Raw genomic sequence first — 22,315 nt, forward strand, 5'->3', positions numbered from 1 at the left:
CCGATGTCGCCACAGGTCAGGCTCGCCAACGAGATCGCCGTGCAGTTCCAGCACCAGGCGCCGGAGCATGCGGCGTCGGCGATCGCCGAGCACATCCGCGCGTTCTGGGACCCCCGGATGCGGGCCGAGCTGCGGCACCGGGCCGAGGCCGAGCCGGAGGCGCTCGACCCGCTCGCCCTGGCCGCCGCCCGGCTGCTGTAACCGCGGGCCGCTGTCTCCACCCTGTCGTGGCCTCGCGCATCAGGCGCGGGGCCACGACCCGGTGACCTGCCCTCGGCAGGCCCGACGCCCCGGGTGCGTCCAGCCGCAGGACCCGCGTACCTTGACTCGTGTCCATACTGCATACAGAATACTGTAGGTAATATTGTGTCACCGAGTCGCCAGGGAGGCGCCGTGCCCGGACACCGGCTCCGCTACGACGTGAACTGCTCGATCCTCTTCACCGAACTGCCCCTGCTGGAGCGGCCGGCGGCGGCCAGGGCGGCCGGTTTCGACGCGGTCGAGTTCTGGTGGCCGTTCCCCGAGGCGGTGCCGCCGGCCTCGCAGGTGGAGGCGTTTCTCGCGGCGCTCTCCGACGCCGACGTGCAACTCGTGGGGCTCAACTTCTTCGCCGGGGACATGCCCGGCGGCGACCGGGGCGTCGTCTCCTGGCCCACCCGCTCCGCCGAGTTCCGGGAGAACGTCGAGCTGGTAACGATGATCGGCGCCGCCACCGGCTGCCGGTCCTTCAACGCCCTCTACGGCAACCGGATCCCGGACATCCACCCGGGCACCCAGGAGGAGACCGCGGTGGCCAACCTCGCCTTCGCGGCCACCACCGTGGCCCGAATCGGCGGCACCGTCCTGGTCGAGGCGGTGAGCGGACCGCAGCCCTACCCGTTGCGCACCGCGACCGACGTCGTCGCCGTCCTCGACCAACTGCTTGTCGAGCGCGACATCCGGAACCTGGCGTTTCTCGCCGACCTCTACCACCTGACCGTCAACGGCGACGACGTGCCCAAGGTGCTCACCGAGTACGCCGACCGGATAGGGCACGTGCAGATCGCCGACGCGCCCGGCCGGCACCAGCCCGGCACCGGCGAGATCGACCTCGACGGCCAGCTCGGCCAGCTCGAACGGGCCGGCTACCGCGGCTGGGTCGGCCTGGAGTACCTGCCGACCGGCCCGAGCGCGGAGAGCTTCGAGTGGCTGCCCCGAGACCGCCGGGGTGGCCCGCCGGTCGCCGGGTCGTCCGGAGCCGGATCGTCCGGAGGTCGTCGTGCCGACCAGACAATCGAAGGGATCCGCTGAGATGACAAGCATCGGGATGATCGGCCTCGGCATCATGGGCGGTCCGATGGCCGCCAATCTGATCAGGGCCGGCTACGACGTCGTCGGTCACGACGTCAGCCCGGCCCGCAACGCGGCCCTCGAACAGGCCGGCGGCAAGGTCGCCGCCGGCATCGGCGAGCTGGTGCGACAGGTCGACGTGGTGATCACCATGGTCCGCGACTCGGCCGACGTCGAGACGGTCGCCCTCGGCGACCAGGGAATCCTGGCCAACGCCCGCCCCGGGCAGCTCTACGTCGACATGAGCAGCATCTCGCCGACCACCGCCCGGCAGGTCGCCGAGGCCGGCCGGGTCCGCTCCGTGCGGGTGCTGGACGCCCCGGTCAGCGGCGGCGAGGCGGGCGCGGTCGAGGGCACCCTCTCCATCATGGTCGGTGGCGAGCCGGCGGACTTCGCGGCGGCCCGGCCGCTCCTGGAGGTGCTGGGCGGCACGGTCGTGCACGTCGGCCCGGCGGGCGCCGGCCAGACCGTGAAGGCCGCCAACCAGCTGATCGTGGCCGGCACCATCGAGCTGGTCGCCGAGGCGATCGTCTTCCTGGAGGCGTACGGGGTGGACACCGAGGCGGCGGTGAGGGTGCTCGCCGGCGGCCTGGCCGGCAACCGGATCCTGGAGCGCAAGGCGGCCGGGATGCTGGCCCGGCAGTTCCAGCCCGGCTTCCGGATCGACCTGCACCACAAGGACATGGGCATCGTCACCTCGGCGGCCCGGGAGGCCGGGGTGGTGATCCCGCTCGGCGCGGCGGTCGCCCAGCTCGTCGCGGCGCTGCGGGCACAGGGCGACGGCGGCCTCGACCACAGCGCCCTGCTCAAGCTCGTCGAACAGCTCTCCGGCCGGCCGACCCGCTGACCCGGTCGCGCCGATGGGACACGTGCTGCTGGCGCCGGACAAGTTCAAGGGCTCGCTGACCGCCGCCGAGGTCGTCCGGCACCTGGCCGCCGGCCTCCGCCGGGCCGCACCCGGCATCGAGGTACGCGGCTTCCCGGTCGCCGACGGCGGCGAAGGCACCCTCGACGCGGCGGTCTCGGCCGGCTTCCGCCGGATGCCGGTCACCGTGGCCGGGCCGACCGGCGCCCCGGTCCGGACGGCCTTCGCGCACGCCGACGGCGTTGCCGTGGTCGAGCTGGCCGACGCCTGCGGGCTGCGCCGCCTGCCGGAGGGGCGGCCCGACCCGCTGCACGCCAGCAGCCGGGGCGCCGGCGAGGTGATCCGGGCGGCGCTGGAACACGGCTGCCCGGAGGTGGTGCTCGGGCTGGGTGGCAGCGCGAGCACCGACGGCGGGGCGGGGCTGGTCGGCGCGCTGGGCGTGCGACTGCTCGACGACCGGGGCGTGGAGCTGCCGGCCGGCGGTGCGGCACTGCGCCACCTGCACCGGCTGGACCTGACCGGGCTGCATCCGGCAGTCCGGCGTACCCGGTTCGTGGTTGCCGGGGACGTGGACAACCCGCTGCTCGGTCCGGCCGGTGCCGCCGCCGTCTACGGCCCGCAGAAGGGCGCCACCGGCGAGGAGGTGGCGGTGCTGGAGGCGGGCCTGCACCGCTGGGCCGACCTGGCCGAGCCGGCCGTACGCGAGGCGGGGCTGCTCCGGCCGGCCACGGCGGCGGGGCCGCCCGCAGTGGCGGAGCCACCCGGACCGGACGCAGTGGCGGAGCCGCCCGGACCGGCCGCAGTGGCGGAGCCACCCGGACCGGCCGCAGTGGCGGGGCTGCCCGGACCGGCCGCAGTGGCGGGGCTGCCCGGACCGGCCGCAGTGGCGGGGCCGGTGCGCGACCGGCCGGGCGCGGGTGCGGCCGGCGGGGTCGGGTTCGCCGCGCTCGGCTTCCTCGGGGCGCGGTTCCGGCCCGGCATCGCATACCTGCTCGACCTGCTCGGCTTCGTGCAGGCGGTGGCCGGCGCCGATCTGGTGATCACCGGGGAGGGTTCGCTGGACGCGCAGAGCCTGCGCGGCAAGGCGCCGGTCGGGGTGGCCGGGGCGGCGGCGCGGGCCGGCGTACCGGTCGTGGCGGTCGTCGGGCAGCTCGGGGTCGGCCCGGACGGGCTCCACGAGGCCGGTATCCGGGCGGTCTACCCCCTGACCGACCTCGAACCGGATCCGGCGGCCTGCCTCGACCGGGCCGCCGAGCTGGTGGCGGCGACCGCCGCGCGGGTGGCCGCAGACTGGCTGGAGCCGGCCGCACCGTCCCGCCGCTGACGGCGACTCCTAGCCCGGCCGGCCCAGCCACCTCCGGACCCGGTCGGTCTCGTACGCCCAGATCGCGATCTCGACCCGGTTACGGGCGCCGAGCTTCGCCATCAGGCTCGCGATGTGCGTCTTGACGGTGCTGAGGCTGATGTGCAGCTCGCCGGAGATCTCGGCGTTGGTACGGCCGCGTGCGACGGCGACGAGCACCTCCTCCTCCCGTTCCGTGAGCGGGTCGACCGGCTGCCTCGGCGGCGTGCCGGGCCCGGCGTCGGCAAAGGCCCGCAGCAGCCGGGTCGTGACGGTCGGCGCGATGAGTGCCTCGCCGTCCGCGGCGGCGTGCACGGCCTGGCTGAGCAGGGCCGTGCCGGAGTCCTTGAGCAGGAACCCGCGCGCACCGGCGCGGAGCGCCGCGTAGACGTACTCGTCGAGGTCGAAGGTGGTGATGACGACCACGGCGAGCGGATCGGCGACGGTGGGTCCGGCGAGCCGACGGGTGGCCTCGATCCCGTCCATGCCGGGCATGCGGATGTCGAAGAGGCAGACGTCCGGACGCAGCCGCCGGGCGAGCTCGACGGCCCGGTGGCCGTCGGCGGCCTCGCCCACCACCTCGATCCCCGGCTGCGCGTCGAGGATCATCGCCAGCCCGGTCCGGACGATCTCCTGGTCGTCGGCGACGAGCACCCGGATGGTCATGCCGCCATCATCCGGCGGTCCCGGCGGTCCCGGCGGTCCCGGCGGTCCCGGCGGTCCCGGTGGGCGTCCCGGTGCGCGGCAGCGCCACCGCCACCGTCCAGCCCCGGTCGGGGTTGGGACCGGCCTCGCAGGTGCCGCCGAGCAGACCGGCCCGCTCCGTCATGCCGACGATGCCGAACCTGCCGGGAACGGTCGGACCGGTGGGTCGGACCGGGCCGGGGTCGCCGTCGTCGCTGACCCGCAGCCGCACCGATCCGGCGTCGGCGGCGACCCGGACCTCGATCCGGGTGGCGTGCCGGGCGTGCCGTCGCGCGTTCGTCACCGACTCCTGGGCGAGCCGGTAGATCGCGGTGCCGACGGTCGACGGGATGCCGTCGAGGTCGCCGAGCAGCTCCACGTCGACCACGGGACCGGGCGCGGCACGGCTCGCCAGCCCGGCGATCTCCGGGATGCCCGGGCTCGGCGCCAGCTCCGCCGGCTCGGCGTGGCGCAGGGCGCGGACCATCGTACGCATCTCGGCGAGCGCCCGGGTCGCCTCGGCCTCGATGACCCGGAGCGCGTCGACCGCCGCGTCCGGCCGCGCCTGCGCCACGGCGATCCCGGCCTGGGCCCGGATCGCCATCGCCGAGACGTGGTGGGCCACCGTGTCGTGCAGGTCGCGGGCGAGTCGCTCCCGTTCGCGCAGCTTGGCCTGGTCGAGCCCGCGGGCCCAGAGCCGCGCCCGGTAGCGGAACGTGGTGGCGAGGGCGAGGGCCGCGAACATCACCGCGAAGCCGGCTACCACGTCCGCCAGGCCGAGGTGGCCGAGAGCGGCCGAGAGGCAGATCTTGCCGAGCACGATCGCTCCGCCGGCCACCATCTCCGGGCCGGAACCCCAGCGGAACAGGGCGTACGGCAGCAGCAGCAGGAACGCTCCGCTGACCAGATCCGGCTCGTGGCCGAGGAGGAGCGGGGCAACACCGGTGGTGGTGAAGGCGATCGCGACCATCGGCAGCGGCCTGGTCCGGCGCCACAACAGCGTGGGCACCAGGGCGAGCGCGACGGTCAGCGCGTAGCCACGCGTCGAGACCGGCAGGTCCGGCCGGAAGAGTCCTTCGAGGATCACGAGCGGTGCGACCATGCCGACGAGCGCCCAGTCCCGCCAGACCCGCACCGGCGGGTCGGGGGCCCGGGGCTCGGTCCAGACGGAGCGGAGCAGCTCGCGCACGCCCCGATGGTACGCAGCCCGGGCGGCCGGCGGATTGGCCCAAAGTACGGCCCGGCTCCCCGACCAATGGCCGGGGCGGCTCCGGCCCGCGCTCCGATGAGTCCTGCCGCGCGTCCCGCGACCATCGACAGGCGACGACGACCCGAGTGGGCTCGCGCACCGCGTGAAGGGACTCCGCCGTGACACACTCCGCCAGGTCAGACCGGTTGATCATCACCGGCCTGCTGCTGCTCGCCGCCGTACCGGTGCTCGCCGGCAGCCTCCGGCTGGTCGAGCTGGCCGGCGGCGGCCAGGTGCTGCCGGATGGTGACCGGATCGGCTCGGCACCCGTGCCGGTGCTGCTGCACATCGTCAGCGTCACGGTGTTCAGCGTGCTCGGCGCCTTCCAGTTCGCGCCCGGCCTCCGCCGGCGCCACCGGCGCTGGCACCGGGTCGCCGGCCGCCTGCTGCTGGTCCCGGCCGGCCTGCTCACCGCGCTGACGGGTCTCTGGCTGACGCTCTTCCTGCCGCCCACGGCCGTGGACGGGGCGGCGCTGGCGACCATCCGCGTGGTGGTGAGCAGCTACCTGGCCGCGTCCCTGCTCCTCGGCTTCCGCGCGGTCCGGCGGCGGGACTTCGGGGCACACCGGGCGTGGATGATCCGGGGCTACGCGATCGCCATGGGTGCCGGTACGCAGTTCTTCACGCAGGTGGCCTGGATCGTCTCGGTCGGTGCGCTCGGCACGGCGAGCAGGACCGGCACCATGGCCGTCGCCTGGCTGATCAACGTGGTCGTCGCGGAATGGGTGATCCGGCGCCGCAGCCGTCCACTGCGGACCCGCGGGCGCCTCCTCGCCAACTCCCCGCAGTCGCACTAGGCTGGCCCGCATGTCACGCCCGGCGCCCGACACGGGTTCGCCCCGCAGGCTGGTCTGGGCCTCCGACCAGGTGATCAGCCAGATCAGGCAGCAGGTCCAGCCGCGGGTCAGCCTGCCGAGGAAGCTCGCGGTGGCGGGGCTGGCGCCCCTCGTCTTCACCTGGGTGCCGGCCTTGGCCGTCTTCGCGACCATGACCGTGGCAGCGCCGTCGACGACCGGCGGGGCCGGCGTCGGCAGGACGGCCTTCTGGGCGGTGCAGTTCGCCGTCCTGCACGCGGTCGCGGCGGTGTCGACCGCCTGGTGGCGGCACGCCACCAGGCGCGACGCGGGGGACGCGGAGCGGACAGAGCCGGCGACCCCGCTGCGGATCGCCAGCTATCTGCTGCTCACCGCTGTCTTCGCGGTGACGGTGCTGGCGCTGCAGGGCCTGTCGATCGGTCGGATCGCCTGGCTGACGGGCGTGCTCCTCGTCGTGCTGCACCTGCTGCCCGTGATCGTCGCCAGGCTGCTGGGACGACGCCGTGGGCGGGACCGGCCCGCTCCGGCTCAGCCCGAACCGCCCGCTGGCAGGTGACCTGCCGCCTGCCGTAGGCACGCGACGGCGTAGCAGGTCCGGCTACGGCGGCGCCGACAACCCGACGACGCCGTCGGAGCGGCGGGTCCTTCCGGCCGCCGGGGCGCCGACCGGTCGCGCGGCGGCCGGGCTCGGCACCGGAAGCGGTGTCGGGTCCGGTACCTCGTGTGGCGTCGGGTCCGGTACCTCGTGTGGCGTCGGGTCCGGCGCCGGAAGCGGGTTCCCGGCGGCGGGCAACGGGAGCAGTTCGACCTCGGCGCCGGCCCAGCCCGGTGGCACGACCGCGAGCGCGTCCGCCCCGGCGGCGCCCCAGAGCGAACCGGGACGGTCGTGCCCGACCGGCAGTGCCGCCGATCCGACCCGGACCACCGGGACCAGCCGGGTGTCCCGGTGGTGCCGGGCCACCGGCGCGGCGAGCCGGGCGGTCAGCGTCGGCGGTTCGGCCCGGCCGGCGAGCCGGCCGAGCAGTGGGTGGAGCAGGGTCAGCACGGCGGCCAGGGCCGCGTACGGGTTGCCGGGCAGCCCGACGACGAATCGCCCGTCCGGCAGGATGGCGAGCAGTTGCGGATGCCCGGGCCGGCAGGCGACGCCGCGTACCGGCACCTCGGCGGCGAGCGTGTCCAGGGCCCGGCGCAGGTGGTCGGCGGCCCCGGCCGAGGTGGCGCCGCAGACCACCAGCACGTCGGCGTCGGAGCGGAGCAGGGCGGCGACGAGGGTGGACGCGTCGTCGGCGATCCGGATCTCCCAGGCCGGCTCGGCCCCGGCGGACCGGAGCAGCCCCGGCAACATCGGCCCGATGGCGTCCCGGACCTGTCCGGCCGCCGGGATGCCGGCGGTGCGCAGCTCGGTGCCGGTGAGCACCGTGCCGACCCGGGGCCGGCGGTGCACGGTCAGGGTGTCGTGCCCGAGGCTGGCGGCGAGCCCGAGCACGACCGGGTTGACGACCGTGCCGGCGGGCAGCACCTCGCGGCCGGCCGGGCAGTCCTCGCCCCGGCGGCGTACGTGCCGGCCGGGCTCGACCGGGCCGTCGACGGCCCGGCCGGTGCGGGTGGCCCGCTCGTAGGGGAGCACGGCGTCGGCGCCGACCGGCACCACGGCACCGGTGCCGATCTCGACCGCCTCGCCGGGGGCCAGCGGAGTGGGCCGGCCCGGGTCGCCGGCCAGCACCCGCCCGGTGAGCTGCCACGGGCCGGGGCCGGCCACCGCGTAGCCGTCCATCGCGGCGGCGTCGTACGCCGGCAGCGGGGAGAGCGCGACGAGCGGCACCGCCAGGGTGCGGCCGAGCGTCTCGGGCAGCGGGCGTCGCACGCGGCCGAGCGGCCGGGCCGCCCCGCGGGCGTGCCGCCGGGCCTCGGGCCAGGTGACGGCGCTCATCGTCCGGCGTCCGGCCGGGGCCACTCCTCGGCCGGCCGGCCGAGCCGGTCGTCGATGGCCCACCGCGTCCGCTCGTCCAGCACGCTCATGCCGTCTCCTCGCTCTGTCCGGCCGACCTGGACAGCCGCCGGATCGTGATGGACAATACTGCACAAGACATACAGTATACAGTTGCCGGTTGGAGGCACCAGATGACGGACTCCAGCAACGACACCGCGGTGCGCGAGATCAGCGATCTCTACGGCCGCCGCTACCGGATCGGCGAGACCGACCGGACCCTGTTGGGCCGGTCCCGGAGCTGGATGCTGGTGCTGCCCTGGGCCGCGATGCTGGCGATCAGCCTGTTCCAGTACGGCTTCGGTGCCGCCCTGCCCACCCTGGTCGCCGGCAACGGCTGGCGGCTGACCGAGGCGCTCGCCGTCTTCGGCGTCTGGGTGGTCTGCCAGGCGGCCAGCTCGCCGCTGGCCGGATGGTGGTACCGGCGGGTGCGCCGGCGGCTCGCCGTGCCGATGCTGGTCGGCGCGGCCTGCTGCCTCGTCGCCCTGCTCACCCTGGCGTACCGCACCGATCTGCCCGCCGTGCTGCTCGGCTACGGGGTGCTCGGTGGCGTCGGGGCCGGACTGGTCTACCTGACCTGCATCGCCTGTGTCACCGAGTGGTTCCCGGAGCGGATCGCCGGCCGGGTGGCGCTGGTCGGCGCCGCGTTCGGCTACGGCTCGATCCCCTTCGTGGTCCTCGCCGGCTACGGCCTCGACGCCGGCAACCGGCAGGCCGTGCTCGGCGGCACGGCGCTCGCCGTCTTCGCGGTGGTGGCCGCCTGCGGCCTGCTGATGCGCAAGCCGCCGCGCAACTGGTGGCCGGCGCAGATCGATCCGCAGCGCTGGGCCGTGGACCGGCGGCTCAACCGCAGCATCCCGCACAACCGTCCCGCCGCCCGCCCCTTCCCGCCGAGGGCGGCGGTGCGCAGCGGCATGCTGCCGATGATGTTCGTGGTGGTGGTACTCACCGCGACGATGGCGCTCTTCGACATCGCGTACCTGGCCGGTGCCGCGTACACCCTGGGGCTGCCGGCGCTGACCCTGGTGGCCGGGATCGGGGCGCTGGCCGCGTCGAACGGGCTCGGCCGGGCGGTGACCAGCTCGCTCTCCGACCGGATCGGCCGGCGCGGCACGCTCGGCCTCTCCCTGCTGGTCGGCGGGGTGGCCCAGTTCGGGCTGCTCGCGGCGGCGACCAACGACAACCACCCGGTCGCCGTGGTCGGCTTCGCCACGCTGGCCGGCGCGGGCACCGGAGCCGGCTACTCGCTGCTGGTCAGCATGGTCCGGGACTGGTTCGGCGACGCCGCCACGGTGGCCAACTACGGCATCGTCTACAGCGGCAAGGCGCTCGGCGGGCTGCTCGGCATCGTGCTCGCCGCCCTGGTGGTGGGCACCCCGGAGTCGGTGGTCCCGTTCCTGGTCGCCGGCTCGCTCGGCCTCTTCGGCGCGGCGCTGACCCGCTGGATGCGCCAGCCCGGGCTGGCCGTGGTCCGGCTTCCGTCGCCGCTTCCCGCCGACCGGCTCTAGCCGATGGGACGGGTGACGAGCCGCCGACGGCTGGTCCGGATCGTCGACGGGACGGTCAGCGAGCCGGTGGACACGCTGGCGGCCGAGGAGCCGCTGGAGATCCGGGTGCACGGGCGTCCGCTGGTGGTGACCATGCGTACCCCGGGCGACGACTTCGACCTGGCGGCCGGGTTCCTGGTCAGCGAGGGGGTGGTGCGGTCCGCCGGCCACGTCGCCGGCATCCGCTACTGCGCGGGTGCCACCGCGGACGGGGTCAACACCTACAACGTGGTCGACGTGGTGCTGGCGGCCGGGGTGGCGCCACCGGATCCCTCGCTGGAGCGCAACTTCTACACCACCTCGTCCTGCGGACTCTGCGGCAAGGCCAGCCTGGACGCGGTGCGTACCGTGGCGGCCTGGTCGGTGCGGGACGATCCGCTGCCGCTCGACCCGGACGTGCTCAGCACCCTGCCGGAGACCCTGCGGGCCGCCCAGCGGGTCTTCGACCGGACCGGCGGGCTGCACGCGGCGGCGCTCTTCTCCGCCGACGGTCGGCTGCACTGCCTGCGCGAGGACGTCGGGCGGCACAACGCGGTGGACAAGGTCGTCGGTTGGGCGCAGCGTAACGGGCGGTTGCCGTTGCGCGGCACCGTGCTGATGGTCAGCGGGCGGGCCTCCTTCGAGCTGGTGCAGAAGGCGGTGATGGCCGGCATCCCGGCGCTGGCCGCGGTCTCCGCACCCTCCTCCCTCGCCGCCGACCTGGCCGAGGATGCCGGGCTCACCCTGGTCGGCTTCCTCCGTGGCGCCTCGATGAACGTCTACGCCGGAGCGCACCGGCTCCGGCGGAGCAGCCCGAGCACGCTGCCGGCCTGATCCCCGGCCAGCTCCGGCACCGCCGGGGGAGGGCCGGCGGTCCGGGATGCGCGAGGTCCGGGCGGAGGTGTCGGACTCCGCCCGGACCGGCGCCGACCTCGGGCACGCCCCGCCGGGTGCCGGTGGCGTCCGCCCGCCCCTCGGCACCCGGCGTGACCGTCGGCGGTCAGCGCGCCGGCAACGCCCCCCGGCTCAGCGCGCCGGCAACGTTCCGCGGCTCAGTGCCTCAGCGACGTTGCGCGGCTCAGCGTGCCAGCAGCGTCTCGCGCATCAGGGCGGCGGTCTCGGACGGGGTCCGCCCGACCCTGACCCCGACCGCCTCCAGGGCCTCCTGCTTGGCCAGCGCCGTGCCGGACGACCCGGAGACGATCGCGCCGGCATGTCCCATCGTCCTGCCCTCCGGCGCGGTGAACCCGGCGACGTATCCGACCACCGGCTTGCTGACGTGTTCCGCGATGTACGCCGCCGCCCGCTCCTCGGCGTCCCCGCCGATCTCGCCGATCATCACGATCGCGTCCGTTTCCGGATCGTCCTCGAAGGCCCGGAGGCAGTCGATGTGCGTGGTGCCGACGATCGGGTCGCCGCCGATGCCGACGCAGGTGGAGAATCCGAAGTCGCGCAGCTCGTACATCATCTGGTAGGTCAGGGTGCCGCTCTTGCTGACCAGGCCGATCCGGCCCCGCTTGGTGATGTCGGCCGGGATGATGCCGGCGTTGGACTGACCGGGACTGATCAGTCCGGGGCAGTTCGGCCCGATGATCCGGGTCCGGTTGCCGGTGGCCCGGGCGTACGCCCAGAACTCGGCGGTGTCGTGCACCGGGATGCCCTCGGTGAGCACCACGGCCAGGCCGAGCCCGGCGTCGATCGCCTCCAGCACGGCTCCCCTGGCGAACCGGGGCGGTACGAAGACCACCGTCACGTCCGCCCCGGTCGCCCGGACCGCCTCGGCGGCGGTGTCGAAGACCGGGATCCCGTCCACGTCCCGGCCGCCCTTGCCCGGGGTGACCCCGGCGACGATGTTGGTGCCGGCGGCGACCATCCGGCGGGTGTGCCTCGTCCCCTCGGTGCCGGTGATGCCCTGGACCAGCACCCTGCTCCGCTCGGTGAGGAAGATTGCCATGACCGTCACGCCCCCTTGCCGGCGAGTTCGGCGGCGAGCCGCGCCGCGCCGTCCATCGTGTCCACCAGCCGTACGCCGGGGAGCGCGGCCTCGGTGAGGATCTGCCGCCCCCGGGCGGCGTTGTTGCCGTCGAGCCGGACGACCAGCGGCTTGCTGATCGCCTCGCCCCGGCCGGCGAGCAGCCCGACCGCGGCGACGATGCCGTCGGCGACCGCGTCGCAGGCGGTGATCCCGCCGAAGACGTTGACGAGGACGCTGCGCACGTCGGGGTCGCCGAGGATGATCTCCAGTCCGTCCGCCATCACCTCGGCCGAGGCGCCGCCGCCGATGTCGAGAAAGTTCGCCGGCCTGACCCCGCCGTACCGCTCGCCCGCGTAGGCGACCACGTCCAGGGTGCTCATCACCAGGCCGGCGCCGTTTCCGATCACTCCCACCGAGCCGTCCAGCTTGACGTAGTTGAGGTGTTTCCCGGCGGCCCGCGCCTCCAGCGGGTCGGTGGCGGTGACGTCGACGTACCGCGCGTGCCCGGGCTGGCGGAACCGGGCGTTGTCGTCCAGCGTCACCTTGCCGTCCAGCGCCCGTACGCTGCCGTCCGCCAGCCGGGCCAGCGGGTTGATCTCGACCAGGGTGGCGTCCTCCGACCGGAAGACGTTCCAGAGCCGGACGAGGACCCGGGCGACGTCCTCGCGTACCTCGTCGGGCAGGCCGGCGGCGACGGTGAGCCGGCGTGCGGCAGCCAGGTCGAAGCCGCCGGTCGGGTCCACCCAGGTCCGGGCCAGTGCCTCCGGGTGCTCGGCCGCGACCTGTTCGATCTCGACGCCGCCCCGGGCGGAGACCAGGGCGAGGAACGACCGGTGCGAGCGGTCGAGCAGGAAGGAGACGTAGTACTCGTCGACGATGTCGCTGGCCTCGGTGACCAGCACCCGGTGCACGGTGTGGCCCCTGATGTCCATGCCCAGGATCGCGGTGGCGACGTCCCGGGCGGCGTCGGGTCCGTCGGCCAGCCGCACTCCGCCGGCCTTGCCCCGGCCGCCGGTCCTGACCTGGGCCTTGACCACCACGCGCCCGCCGATCCCGGTGGCCGCCGCGCGGGCCTCGTCCGGGGTGCCGGCGACGCGGTTGCGGCTGACCGGCACGCCGTGCGTGGCGAAGAGTTCCTGTGCCTGGTGCTCCAACAGGTCCACCGGGCCTCCCTTCTTCTCGACCTTCGGTGGGTTGCCTCGCCATCCCTCGGCGGGCCGGACGGGCGGAAAACGTCCCGCTACCCCCTAGACACTCCGCTGTTACATGGGCCACGATATTGCCTACCCCATACGGTATGCAATCCCGAGATGCACGGCGGGGCGCGCACAGGAGGTTGGCATGGGTAAGGCACTGGAGGGCGTACGGGTCCTCGACATGACGCACGTGCAGTCCGGTCCCTCGTCCACGCAGATCCTGGCGTGGCTGGGCGCGGACGTGATCAAGTTGGAGGCGCCGGGTCAGGGTGACATCACCCGCACCCAGCTGCGCGACATCCCCGAGGTGGACAGCCTCTACTTCACGATGCTCAACGGCAACAAGCGCAGCATCACCCTGAACATGAAGCACGAGCAGGGCAGGGAGGTCTTCACCCGGCTGGTCTCCGGGGTGGACATCCTGGTGGAGAACTTCGGCCCCGGCGTGGTGGAGCGGTTCGGCTTCCCCTGGGAGCGGCTCCAGGAGATCAACCCCGGCCTGATCTACGCCTCCATCAAGGGCTTCGGCCCCGGCCGGTACGCCAACTTCAAGGCGTACGAGGTGATCGCCCAGGCGATGGGCGGTGCGATGAGCACCACCGGCTTCGAGGACGGCCCGCCGACCGCCACCGGGGCGCAGATCGGCGACTCCGGCACCGGCATCCACCTGGTCGCCGGCATCCTCGCCGCGCTCTACCAGCGCACCCACAGCGGGCGCGGCCAGCGGGTCCAGGTCGCCATGCAGGACGCGGTGCTCAACCTCTGCCGGGTCAAGCTCCGCGACCAGCAGCGGCTGGCGCACGGCCCGCTGGGGGAGTACCCGAACGAGAGCTTCGGCGACGAGGTGCCGCGCTCCGGCAACGCCTCCGGCGGCGGCCAGCCCGGCTGGGCGGTGCGCTGCGCCCCCGGCGGTCCGAACGACTACATCTACGTGATCATCCAGCCGGTGGGCTGGAAGCCGATCTGCGAGCTGATCGGCAGGCCCGAGCTTGCCGACGACCCGGCCTGGAACACCCCGCAGGTGCGCCTCTCCAAGCTCGACAAGGCGTTCGCGCTGATCGAGGAGTGGACCGAGCGGCACACCAAGCAGGAGGTCATGGAGAAGCTCAACGCGCACAACATCCCGTGCGGGCCGATCATGTCGACCCGGGAGCTGATCGAGGACGAGACGCTGGCCCAGCTCGGCTCGGTGGTCGAGGTCGCGCATCCGGCCCGGGGCGCGTACAAGACGGTGGGCAACCCGATCAAGCTCTCCGACTCGCAGGTCGAGGTGGAGCGCTCGCCGCTGCTCGGCGAGCACACCGTGCAGGTCCTCGGCGAGCTGGGCTACTCCGCCGAGCAGGTCGGCGAGCTGCGCGCCGCCGGCGCCATCTGATCCCGCAGCACCTTCCTAAGGAGACGCGCACATGCCATCTTCCGACAGCAGCTACGACCGCGAGGCCGTGCGGCGGGTGCTGGACCAGGCCGGCGCGGAGGGCCGGAGTTCGCTCACCGCTCCCGAGGGGCGGCTGGTGGTCGAGGCGTACGGGATCGCCACCCCGGGCGAGGGACTGGCCGGCAGCGCCGACGAGGCGGTGGCGCTGGCCGAGCGGATCGGCCCGCCGGTGGTGCTGAAGATCGTCTCGCCGGACATCCTGCACAAGACCGAGGCCGGCGGGGTCCTGGTGGGGCTCCGCACCCCGGCCGAGGTGGCCGCCGGCTATGACACGATCATCGCCAACGCCGGGGCGTACCAGGCGGATGCGAAGATCATCGGGGTACAGGTCCAGCAGCAGCTCGACGCCGGGCACGAGGTCATCGTCGGCACGGTCACCGACCCGACCTTCGGCAAGGTGGTCGCCTTCGGCCTCGGCGGCGTACTGGTCGAGGTGCTCAAGGACGTGACGTTCCGGCTCGCCCCGACCGACACTTCGACCGCGCTGTCGATGATCGACGGGATCGCCGCGGCCGAGATCCTGCGCGGCGTACGCGGCGCCGAGCCGGCCAACCGGGAGGTGCTGGCCGACCTGATCGTCCGGCTCTCGGACCTGGTCACCGACTTCCCGGAACTGGCCGAGGTGGACCTCAACCCGGTGCTGGCCACCGCCAGCGGCGCCACCGCGGTGGACGTGCGGATCCTGGTCGACCCGGCCGCCGCCGCGCAGCCGGAGCGTTTCACCGACGAGGAAATCCTGGCCGGCATGAACCGGATCATGCGGCCCGCCTCGGTAGCGGTGATCGGTGCCTCCGCCGAGACCGGCAAGATCGGCAACTCGGTGATGAAGAACCTGGTGAACGGCGGCTACCAGGGCGAGATCTATCCGATCAACCCGAAGGCCACGGAGATTCTGGACCGCAAGGCGTTCGGGAGCATCGCCGAGGTGCCCGGCCCGGTCGACGTGGCGGTCTTCGCCATCCCGGCCAGGTTCGTGCCGCAGGCCCTGGCCGAGGTCGGCGCCAAGGGGGTCGCCGGGGCGATCCTGATCCCCTCCGGCTTCGGCGAGACCGGCAACCACGAGCTGCAGGCCGAGGTGGTCAGGATCGCCCGCCAGCACGGCGTACGGATCCTCGGGCCGAACATCTACGGCTACTACTACACCCCGGAGAACCTCTCGGCGACCTTCTGCACCCCGTACGACGTCAAGGGCGGGGTGGCGCTCTCCTCGCAGAGCGGCGGCATCGGGATGGCGATCCTCGGCTTCAGCCGGGCCGCCCGGATGGGCGTCTCCGCGATCGTCGGGGTCGGCAACAAGGCCGACATCGACGAGGACGACCTGCTGACCTTCTTCGAGAGCGACCCGAACACCCAGCTCGTCGCGATGCACCTGGAGGACCTCAAGGACGGCCGCTCCTTCGCCGACACCGCCCGCCGGGTCTCCAGGACCAAGCCGGTGGTGGTGCTCAAGGCCGGCCGCACCCAGCAGGGCGCCAGAGCCGCCAGCTCGCACACGGGCGCGCTGGCCGGCAACGACCGGGTCTACGACGACATTCTCCGCTCCAACGGTGTGATCCGGGCGCCCGGCCTGAACGACCTGCTGGAGTACGCCCGCGGCATCCCGCTGCTCCCCACCCCGCAGGGCGAGAACGTCGTCATCATCACCGGTGCCGGCGGCTCCGGGGTGCTGCTCTCGGACGCCTGCGTGGACAACGGCCTCACCCTGATGGAGATCCCGCCGGACCTCGACGAGGCGTTCCGCGCCTTCATCCCGCCGTTCGGCGCGGCCGGCAACCCGGTGGACATCACCGGCGGGGAACCGCCGGCCACCTACCGCAACACCATCGCCCTGGGCCTGACCGACCCCCGCATCCACGCGCTGATCCTCGGCTACTGGCACACCATCGTCACCCCGCCGATGGTCTTCGCCGAGCTGGTGGTCGACGTGGTCGAGGAGTTCCGGGCCAAGGGCATCCAGAAGCCGGTGGTCGCCTCACTCGCCGGAGACGTCGAGGTCGAGGAGGCCAGCGAGCACCTCTACCGGCACGGGATCGTCGCCCATCCGTACACCACGGAGAAGCCGGTCGCGGTGCTCGGCGCCAAGTACCGGTGGGCCCGCTCCGCGGGTCTGCTCAACGGCACACCGGAGGGCCGCTGAGCAATGCACGGCAGTTCCACCCGACCAGGCAGGTGGAGGGGCCACTAGCGACACGGCGACCCGCTCCGCGGCCAGGGGTCAACGGACACATGCGTCGGAACCGGCCCGTCCTCCGGTTCCGTACGACGTCACAGTCCCGAGGAGGTCCAAGCGTGGACGCTTCGAACAGCCCTTACCCAACGCAGCCGACGAGTACGACACCGGCGGCCGGCACCGCCGCGCTGCCGGAGCAGCCGCCCGGCGGTGCCGCCCCGGCGCCCGCCACCACCGAGGAACGGGTGTGGCGGGCCGGAAAGCTCGAACCGATGCCGATCCGGGAGCTGCCCAAGGCTCCGCCCTCGGTCCACCTGCTCGGCCCGACCGTCTTCCTCGTCGCGCTCGGCGTCGGCATGGGGGAGTCGTACATGTGGCCCCGGCTGGTCCTGATCTTCGGGCCGGAGATCCGGTGGCTCTTCCTGATCGGCGTGACCCTGCAGGCCTTCGTGATGCTGGAGATGGCCCGGTACGCGATGGCCACCGGGGAGAGCATCTTCTTCGGCGCCGCCCGGGTCTTCAAACCGCTGATGTGGTTCTTCTTCAGCGTGGCGATCCTGGTCTACATCTGGCCGGGGCACCTCTCCACCGGCGCCGCCGCCTTCGAGGAGGTGACCGGGATACCCTGGACGGTCAGCGCCTGCGTCGGCCTGATCCTGGTCGGCATCGTCTTCAGCCTGGCCAAGGTGATCTATCCGCTGCTGGAGAGCCTGCTCGGCCTCCTGATCGGCGTACTGGTGATCGGCACCTCGGTGGTCGCCTCGATCGTCGGGCAGTGGAGCGACGTCACCGCCACCCTCGGCGGCATGTTCCACTTCGGCTACCTGCCGGACGAGGCGATGTCGGCGGCCTGGTTCCCGGTGATCGTCGGAGCGATCGCCTTCGCCGGCCCCTCCGGGATGCAGCAGATGTGGTACACGCTGCACCTGCGGGACTCCGGCGCCGGCATGGGCGCGCACATCCCGAAGATCCGGGGGCTGCGGCACGCGGGTCAGCAGGAGGAGATGCCCTCCCGGGGCTTCATGTTCGACACCGACAGCCCGGCGGAGATGCGGAAGTGGAGGGGCTGGCGGCGCTGGGTCACCTTCGACGCCCTGCTGCTCTTCTGGGGCGTGACGATGCTGGTCACCATCTCGTTCACGGTGCTGGCCCAGACCGCCGTCCGGGAGAACCCGGGCGTCGGTGACGTGATCCGGGACGGCGAGCGGGAGGTGGCGTTGACCGCGATGGCCGAGGCGTTCGCCTCGGCCGGTGCCCCGGTGCTGCACGGGGTCTTCCTCGGCTTCATCGCGCTGATCGGTCTGAACGCCACGCTCGGGCTCTTCGACTCGTTCTCCCGGGGCCAGGCGGACATGACCTACCACTTCGTACCCGGGGCCAAGCGGTTCAGCATGTCGAAGCTCTACGCCGGCTTCCTCTGGGGTGTCATCACCTTCGGCATCCTGATCCTCAACTTCGGTCCGGCGGACGGGCCGGGGGCGATCCTCGACGTGCTGGCCTTCCTCTCCACCTTCGCGATGGGCGCGTACTGCGTCGTGCTGCTCCTGGTGAACAACCGGATGCTGCCCAAGCCGATCCGCCCCGGGATCCTGCAGAACGCGGTGATCGGTTTCGGCGCGGTCTTCTACCTCGGCATGCTCGTCTACAGCCTGGTCAGGTTCGGGGTGGTCATATGACCCGGCACGGCATCCTGCCCGAGCCGGACGGGACAGCGGCATGACCGGCAACCACGTACGCCACCTCGGTGAGCTCGCCCTGCCGGCTGCCGGCATCGGGGCGGCCGCCGGGGTGGCGGCCGCCGGGCTCGCCCTGCTGGCCGGCCAACCGATCGGCTGGGCGCTCGCCAACGGCCTCGGGCTCGGCCTGCCCCTGGTGCTGCTCGGCGGCGGGTTCGGGCTGCTGCTCGGCTCCGGCCGCGTCTCGCCGGGCGTCTTCGCCCCGGTCGCGCTCTACTGGTTCCTCGGCTTTCCGGTCGCCCGGGTGGTCCACGAGGCGCTGGTCGGCCTGCTGGTCGTCGGCCGGCCGGTCCTTCCGCCGGACCTGCTCGGCTTCCTCGCCTACCAGGCGATCGTCAGTCTCGGCTTCGCCATCGGCTTCAGTTGGCTGCACGAGCGGATCGCGCCGGGCTGGCTGCGCCGGATCCGGCACCGCAACCCGGCCGCCGACCGGCTCTTCGCCTTCTATCTGCGGCATGCCGAGGCGCAGTGGACGGCCCGGGAGAGCCGCCGGCAGGCCAGGGCCGCCCGGCGGGCCGCCGGCCGGCTGACTTCGAACCGCGCGGAGGGAGAGCTGTGAACCTGCCGCTCTGGGTGTGGGCCGTCACGATCGTCGCGTTCCTCGGGATGATCGCGTTCGACTTCTATCTGGTCGCCCGGAACCCGCGCGAGCCGTCCTTCCGGGAGTGCGTCGCCTGGGTGACCTTCTACGTGCTGGCCGCGGTCGCCTTCGGGTTGGTCCTGATGGCGACGGCCGGGGTCGGCTACGGCGGCCAGTTCTTCGCCGGCTGGCTGACCGAGTACTCGCTCAGCGTCGACAACCTATTCGTCTTCATCATCATCATGAGCCGGTTCGCGGTGCCGCTGAAGTACCGGCAGAAGGTGCTGCTCATCGGCATCGTGCTGGCGCTGCTGATGCGGGGCGTCTTCATCGCGGCCGGCGCGCAGGCGATCACCCGGTTCGACTGGCTCTTCTACGTCTTCGGCGCCTTCCTGATCTACACCGCGGTCAAGCTGGTCGGGCCGCAGCAGGAGGACGAGTTCTCCGAGAACATCGCGCTGCGTACGGCGAAGCGGATCCTGCCGACCACCGAGTCGTACCGGGGCGCCTCGGTGCTGGCCCGGGTGGACGGCCGGTTGATGGTGACCCCGATGCTGATCGTCATGGTCGCCATCGGCACCACCGACCTGCTCTTCGCGCTCGACTCCATCCCGGCGATCTTCGGGCTGACCCAGGAGCCGTACCTGGTCTTCACCGCGAACACCTTCGCGCTGATGGGCCTGCGGCAGCTCTACTTCCTGATCGGCGGGCTGCTGGACCGGCTGGTGTACCTCAGCAGGGGCCTGGCGTTCGTCCTGGCCTTCATCGGCGTCAAGCTGGTGCTGGAGGCGCTGCACCACGACGGCGTCGAGTGGGCCCCGGCGGTGCCGATCGCCGTCTCGCTCGGGGTCATCGTCGGCACGTTGACCGTCACCACCGTGGCCAGCCTGCTGAAGTCGCGGCGGGACCGGCTCCGGCGGCCGACCGCCGCCACGGAGGGGTTGGAGACCGAGGCCGTCGGTGCTCCGACCTCCGTGACGGCGGATCGGGACGGGGTCTGACCGGTGATGTCAGACCTTTGCCAGGTCACCCTCGGTGGCGGAGCCTCGGAGGAAGCGCTCGATCTCCTCGTCGCTGGGCCGGGCGGCCCGGCGCTGGGCCTCCAGCGCCGCCGCCAGACCGAGCCCGAGGGAGCGTCCGTCAGCCGGGAACCCGGTCGGCAGGGCCAGCCGGTCGGAGAGTCGGGTCAGGGAACGTGAGAACGTTCGCCAGGTGGTCATGACAGCATCACTCCTGCTGCTTGTCGGCCTGCCCGGGAAACGACGCTTCCCGGGACCGTGCGCACCGGGCCGGACGGGATGAGACCGTCCGGGACGGTGGTCCGGCAGGACATGGTGTGAACGGCACGCCGATCTCTCCTCTGTGGAGCTACCCGGTGCCGCGCCACCACAAACCCTCGTGCTCGTCCTGTCCGGCGACAGGTCCTGTTCGACGGTTCCAGGATACCGCCTTCGGTATACAAAAAACGATGTAGTGACCAAGGCCACCGCGTCGCTCACCGGTCCACGACCGGGCAGCTCGACGGCGGTGTGGATCGGCTGCCCGGAAAACGTCCCTGCCACCCCCTAGACACCCTGCTGTTACATGGTCCACGATTATTGCCTACCCCATACGGTATGCACTTCGAGGGACAGCGAGGGACGGTCGCCGCTTCCCCGCGCGCCCGCACGACGATGATGGAGGACCCTGATCATGACCATCGCTTCCGTCCGGGAGTCAGAGGCTGACGGCCCCGTAGGTGCGAAGAAGCTCACCGACGGGATCCATCTGGTCGTCGACGCGCTCAGGCTCAACGAGATCGACGCCATCTACGGCGTGGTCGGCATCCCGATCACCGACCTGGCCCGCCTGGCGCAGGCGTCCGGCATCCGCTTCATCGGCTTCCGGCACGAGAGCGCCGCCGGGCACGCGGCGGCGGCGGCCGGCTTCCTGACGAAGAAGCCGGGCATCTGCCTGACGGTCTCCGCTCCGGGTTTTCTCAACGGGCTGGTGGCCCTGGCCAACGCCACCGTGAACTGCTTCCCGATGGTGCAGATCTCCGGGTCCAGCGAGCGGCACCTCGTCGACCTGCAGCGGGGCGACTACGAGGAGATGGACCAGCTGTCGGCGGCGCGACAGTTCGCCAAGGCGGCATACCGGGTCCACCGGGCGGAGGACATCGGCCGCGGCGTGGCCCGCGCGATCCGTACCGCCGTCTCCGGACGACCGGGCGGCGTCTACCTCGACATCCCGGCCGCGGTCCTCGGCGAGGTCGTCGACGCGGATCTGGGCGCGGCGTCACTGTGGCGGGTCGTCGACCCGGCACCGCGTCAGGTGCCCGATCCCGCCGCCCTCGACCGCGCGATCGAACTGCTCGCCGGCGCCCAGCGGCCGCTCGTCGTGCTCGGCAAGGGCGCCGCGTACGCGCAGGCGGACGACCAGATCCGCCGGTTCGTCGAGCTCACCGGTCTGCCCTACCTGCCGATGTCGATGGCGAAGGGCCTGCTCCCCGACGACCACCCGCAGTCGGTGGCCAGCGCCCGATCACTCGCCATCCGCCGGGCCGACGTCGTGATGCTCGTCGGCGCGCGCCTGAACTGGCTGCTCGGGCACGGCGACGCACCGCAGTGGAACTCCGACGCCAGGTTCATCCAGGTGGACATCGCCAGCACCGAGCTGGACAGCAACCAGCCGATCGCGGCGCCGCTCGTCGGTGACGTCGGTTCGGTGCTACAGGCCCTGGTCGACCGGAGCGGATCCGGTCGGATCGCCGTCCCGGCCCAGTGGCGGGACGAGCTCGCGGCCCGCTCCGCGGAGAACGTCGGCAAGATGACCAGGCGCCTCAAGGCCGCCGAAGCGGCACATCCGATGAGGTTCCTCGGGGCCCTACAGGCCATCCGCGACGTCCTGCGGGAGAACCCGCGGACGTACGTCGTCAACGAGGGCGCGAACGCGCTGGATCTGGCGCGCAACACGATCGGCATGCAGGTGCCGCGACACCGCCTGGACAGCGGCACCTGGGGCGTGATGGGCATCGGCATGGGGTACGCGATCGCCGCCGCGGTCGAGACCGGAGACCCGGTCGTCGCCATCGAGGGCGACAGCGCGTTCGGGTTCAGCGGCATGGAGCTGGAGACGATCTGCCGCTACGGCCTGCCCGTCGTCACGGTCGTGCTGAACAACAGCGGCGTCTACCGTGGCGACGACGCGTCGACCTCCGGGGACCCGGCCCCGACCGCCCTCCGGGCCCGGCACGACCTCATGATCGCCGCATTCGGCGGCCGGGGCTTTCGGGCGACGACTCCGGTGGAGGTCGCCGCCGCCCTGCGCGAGGCCCTGGCGCTGGGCAGGCCCGCGCTGATCGACTGCGTCATCGACCCCGCCGACGGGACCGAGAGCGGCAACATCTCCCACCTCAACCCCAAGGGCATCACGGTGCGGCGGTGA

The 22,315-nt window shown here is 73.0% G+C and carries 20 protein-coding genes; 14 read left to right on the top strand and 6 right to left on the bottom strand.

What is annotated here, in order from left to right:
- The first annotated feature begins 3 nt into the window (after window positions 1-3).
- The 4 genes from ACN27G_RS09180 to ACN27G_RS09195 all read left to right on the top strand — a co-directional run bounded on the left by ACN27G_RS09180 (window position 4) and on the right by ACN27G_RS09195 (window position 3,518).
- Window positions 4-201 carry a formate dehydrogenase subunit delta gene (locus tag ACN27G_RS09180; RefSeq protein ID WP_421492346.1) on the top strand — a complete coding sequence of 66 codons (198 nt, stop codon included), beginning with the start codon at window positions 4-6 and terminating at the stop codon, window positions 199-201.
- Window positions 202-393: 192 nt separating this feature from the next.
- Window positions 394-1,290, top strand: coding sequence for a hydroxypyruvate isomerase family protein (locus tag ACN27G_RS09185; protein ID WP_421492347.1), 897 nt, complete (start codon window positions 394-396; stop codon window positions 1,288-1,290).
- A gap of 1 nt (window position 1,291) precedes the next feature.
- On the top strand, window positions 1,292-2,176 hold the full coding sequence (locus tag ACN27G_RS09190; protein WP_421492348.1) for a 2-hydroxy-3-oxopropionate reductase: 885 nt from the start codon (window positions 1,292-1,294) through the stop codon (window positions 2,174-2,176).
- Window positions 2,177-2,189: 13 nt separating this feature from the next.
- Window positions 2,190-3,518, top strand: a complete 1,329-nt coding sequence (locus ACN27G_RS09195; RefSeq protein WP_421492349.1) for a glycerate kinase — start codon at window positions 2,190-2,192, stop codon at window positions 3,516-3,518.
- 9 nt (window positions 3,519-3,527) lie between these two features.
- Here ACN27G_RS09195 and ACN27G_RS09200 read toward each other — a convergent pair whose 3' ends face one another.
- Together ACN27G_RS09200 and ACN27G_RS09205 are read right to left on the bottom strand one after the other, a co-directional pair.
- A complete protein-coding gene (locus ACN27G_RS09200; RefSeq protein ID WP_421492350.1) occupies window positions 3,528-4,202 on the bottom strand; it encodes a response regulator in 675 nt (224 codons plus the stop codon).
- Window positions 4,203-4,209: 7 nt separating this feature from the next.
- Window positions 4,210-5,409: a sensor histidine kinase gene (locus tag ACN27G_RS09205; RefSeq protein WP_421492351.1), complete on the bottom strand. Its 1,200-nt coding sequence runs from the start codon at window positions 5,407-5,409 to the stop codon at window positions 4,210-4,212.
- A 179-nt stretch (window positions 5,410-5,588) separates the two neighbouring features.
- Between ACN27G_RS09205 and ACN27G_RS09210 the strand changes: the two genes are divergently transcribed.
- Both ACN27G_RS09210 and ACN27G_RS09215 read left to right on the top strand, forming a co-directional pair.
- Window positions 5,589-6,266 carry a DUF2306 domain-containing protein gene (locus ACN27G_RS09210; RefSeq protein ID WP_421492352.1) on the top strand — a complete coding sequence of 226 codons (678 nt, stop codon included), beginning with the start codon at window positions 5,589-5,591 and terminating at the stop codon, window positions 6,264-6,266.
- Window positions 6,267-6,276: 10 nt separating this feature from the next.
- Complete coding sequence (locus ACN27G_RS09215; RefSeq protein ID WP_421492353.1) at window positions 6,277-6,840, top strand: hypothetical protein; 564 nt, start codon at window positions 6,277-6,279, stop codon at window positions 6,838-6,840.
- Between the two features lie 42 nt (window positions 6,841-6,882).
- On the opposite strand, the gene ACN27G_RS09220 is transcribed toward ACN27G_RS09215, so the two are convergent.
- Window positions 6,883-8,214 (bottom strand): molybdopterin-binding protein, encoded by a 1,332-nt coding sequence (locus ACN27G_RS09220; protein ID WP_421492354.1) that lies wholly within the window; start codon window positions 8,212-8,214, stop codon window positions 6,883-6,885.
- A 191-nt stretch (window positions 8,215-8,405) separates the two neighbouring features.
- On the opposite strand from ACN27G_RS09220, the gene ACN27G_RS09225 reads away from it, so the two are divergent.
- Both ACN27G_RS09225 and fdhD read left to right on the top strand, forming a co-directional pair.
- A complete protein-coding gene (locus ACN27G_RS09225; protein ID WP_421492355.1) occupies window positions 8,406-9,779 on the top strand; it encodes an MFS transporter in 1,374 nt (457 codons plus the stop codon).
- A gap of 3 nt (window positions 9,780-9,782) precedes the next feature.
- Complete coding sequence (fdhD, locus tag ACN27G_RS09230) at window positions 9,783-10,631, top strand: formate dehydrogenase accessory sulfurtransferase FdhD (protein ID WP_421492356.1); 849 nt, start codon at window positions 9,783-9,785, stop codon at window positions 10,629-10,631.
- Between the two features lie 244 nt (window positions 10,632-10,875).
- On the opposite strand, the gene sucD is transcribed toward fdhD, so the two are convergent.
- Entirely contained in the window at window positions 10,876-11,751 is an 876-nt protein-coding gene (gene sucD, locus ACN27G_RS09235; protein ID WP_421497284.1) for a succinate--CoA ligase subunit alpha, read from the bottom strand.
- A 5-nt stretch (window positions 11,752-11,756) separates the two neighbouring features.
- Complete coding sequence (gene sucC, locus ACN27G_RS09240; RefSeq protein WP_421492357.1) at window positions 11,757-12,935, bottom strand: ADP-forming succinate--CoA ligase subunit beta; 1,179 nt, start codon at window positions 12,933-12,935, stop codon at window positions 11,757-11,759.
- Between the two features lie 178 nt (window positions 12,936-13,113).
- Between sucC and frc the strand changes: the two genes are divergently transcribed.
- From frc to ACN27G_RS09265, 5 genes are all read left to right on the top strand, one after another.
- Window positions 13,114-14,343, top strand: a complete 1,230-nt coding sequence (gene frc, locus ACN27G_RS09245) for a formyl-CoA transferase (protein ID WP_421492358.1) — start codon at window positions 13,114-13,116, stop codon at window positions 14,341-14,343.
- A 31-nt stretch (window positions 14,344-14,374) separates the two neighbouring features.
- On the top strand, window positions 14,375-16,540 hold the full coding sequence (locus tag ACN27G_RS09250; protein WP_421492359.1) for an acetate--CoA ligase family protein: 2,166 nt from the start codon (window positions 14,375-14,377) through the stop codon (window positions 16,538-16,540).
- A gap of 152 nt (window positions 16,541-16,692) precedes the next feature.
- The gene (locus tag ACN27G_RS09255) at window positions 16,693-18,249 is read left to right on the top strand and encodes an Nramp family divalent metal transporter (RefSeq protein WP_421492360.1); all 1,557 of its coding nucleotides are present in this window, start codon (window positions 16,693-16,695) and stop codon (window positions 18,247-18,249) included.
- 40 nt (window positions 18,250-18,289) lie between these two features.
- Window positions 18,290-18,868, top strand: a complete 579-nt coding sequence (locus tag ACN27G_RS09260) for a hypothetical protein (RefSeq protein ID WP_421492361.1) — start codon at window positions 18,290-18,292, stop codon at window positions 18,866-18,868.
- Window positions 18,865-19,890 (top strand): TerC family protein, encoded by a 1,026-nt coding sequence (locus ACN27G_RS09265; protein ID WP_421492362.1) that lies wholly within the window; start codon window positions 18,865-18,867, stop codon window positions 19,888-19,890. Before ACN27G_RS09260 ends, ACN27G_RS09265 begins: the two co-directional genes overlap by 4 nt.
- A 9-nt stretch (window positions 19,891-19,899) precedes the next feature.
- Here ACN27G_RS09265 and ACN27G_RS09270 read toward each other — a convergent pair whose 3' ends face one another.
- Window positions 19,900-20,109, bottom strand: a complete 210-nt coding sequence (locus ACN27G_RS09270; RefSeq protein ID WP_421492363.1) for a hypothetical protein — start codon at window positions 20,107-20,109, stop codon at window positions 19,900-19,902.
- 472 nt (window positions 20,110-20,581) lie between these two features.
- Here ACN27G_RS09270 and oxc point away from each other — a divergent pair, with 472 nt between their 5' ends.
- A complete protein-coding gene (oxc, locus tag ACN27G_RS09275) occupies window positions 20,582-22,315 on the top strand; it encodes an oxalyl-CoA decarboxylase (protein WP_421492364.1) in 1,734 nt (577 codons plus the stop codon).

This window comes from Plantactinospora sp. WMMB334, from assembly GCF_049179095.1.
In the GTDB taxonomy this organism is placed as follows: Bacteria; Actinomycetota; Actinomycetes; order Mycobacteriales; family Micromonosporaceae; genus Plantactinospora.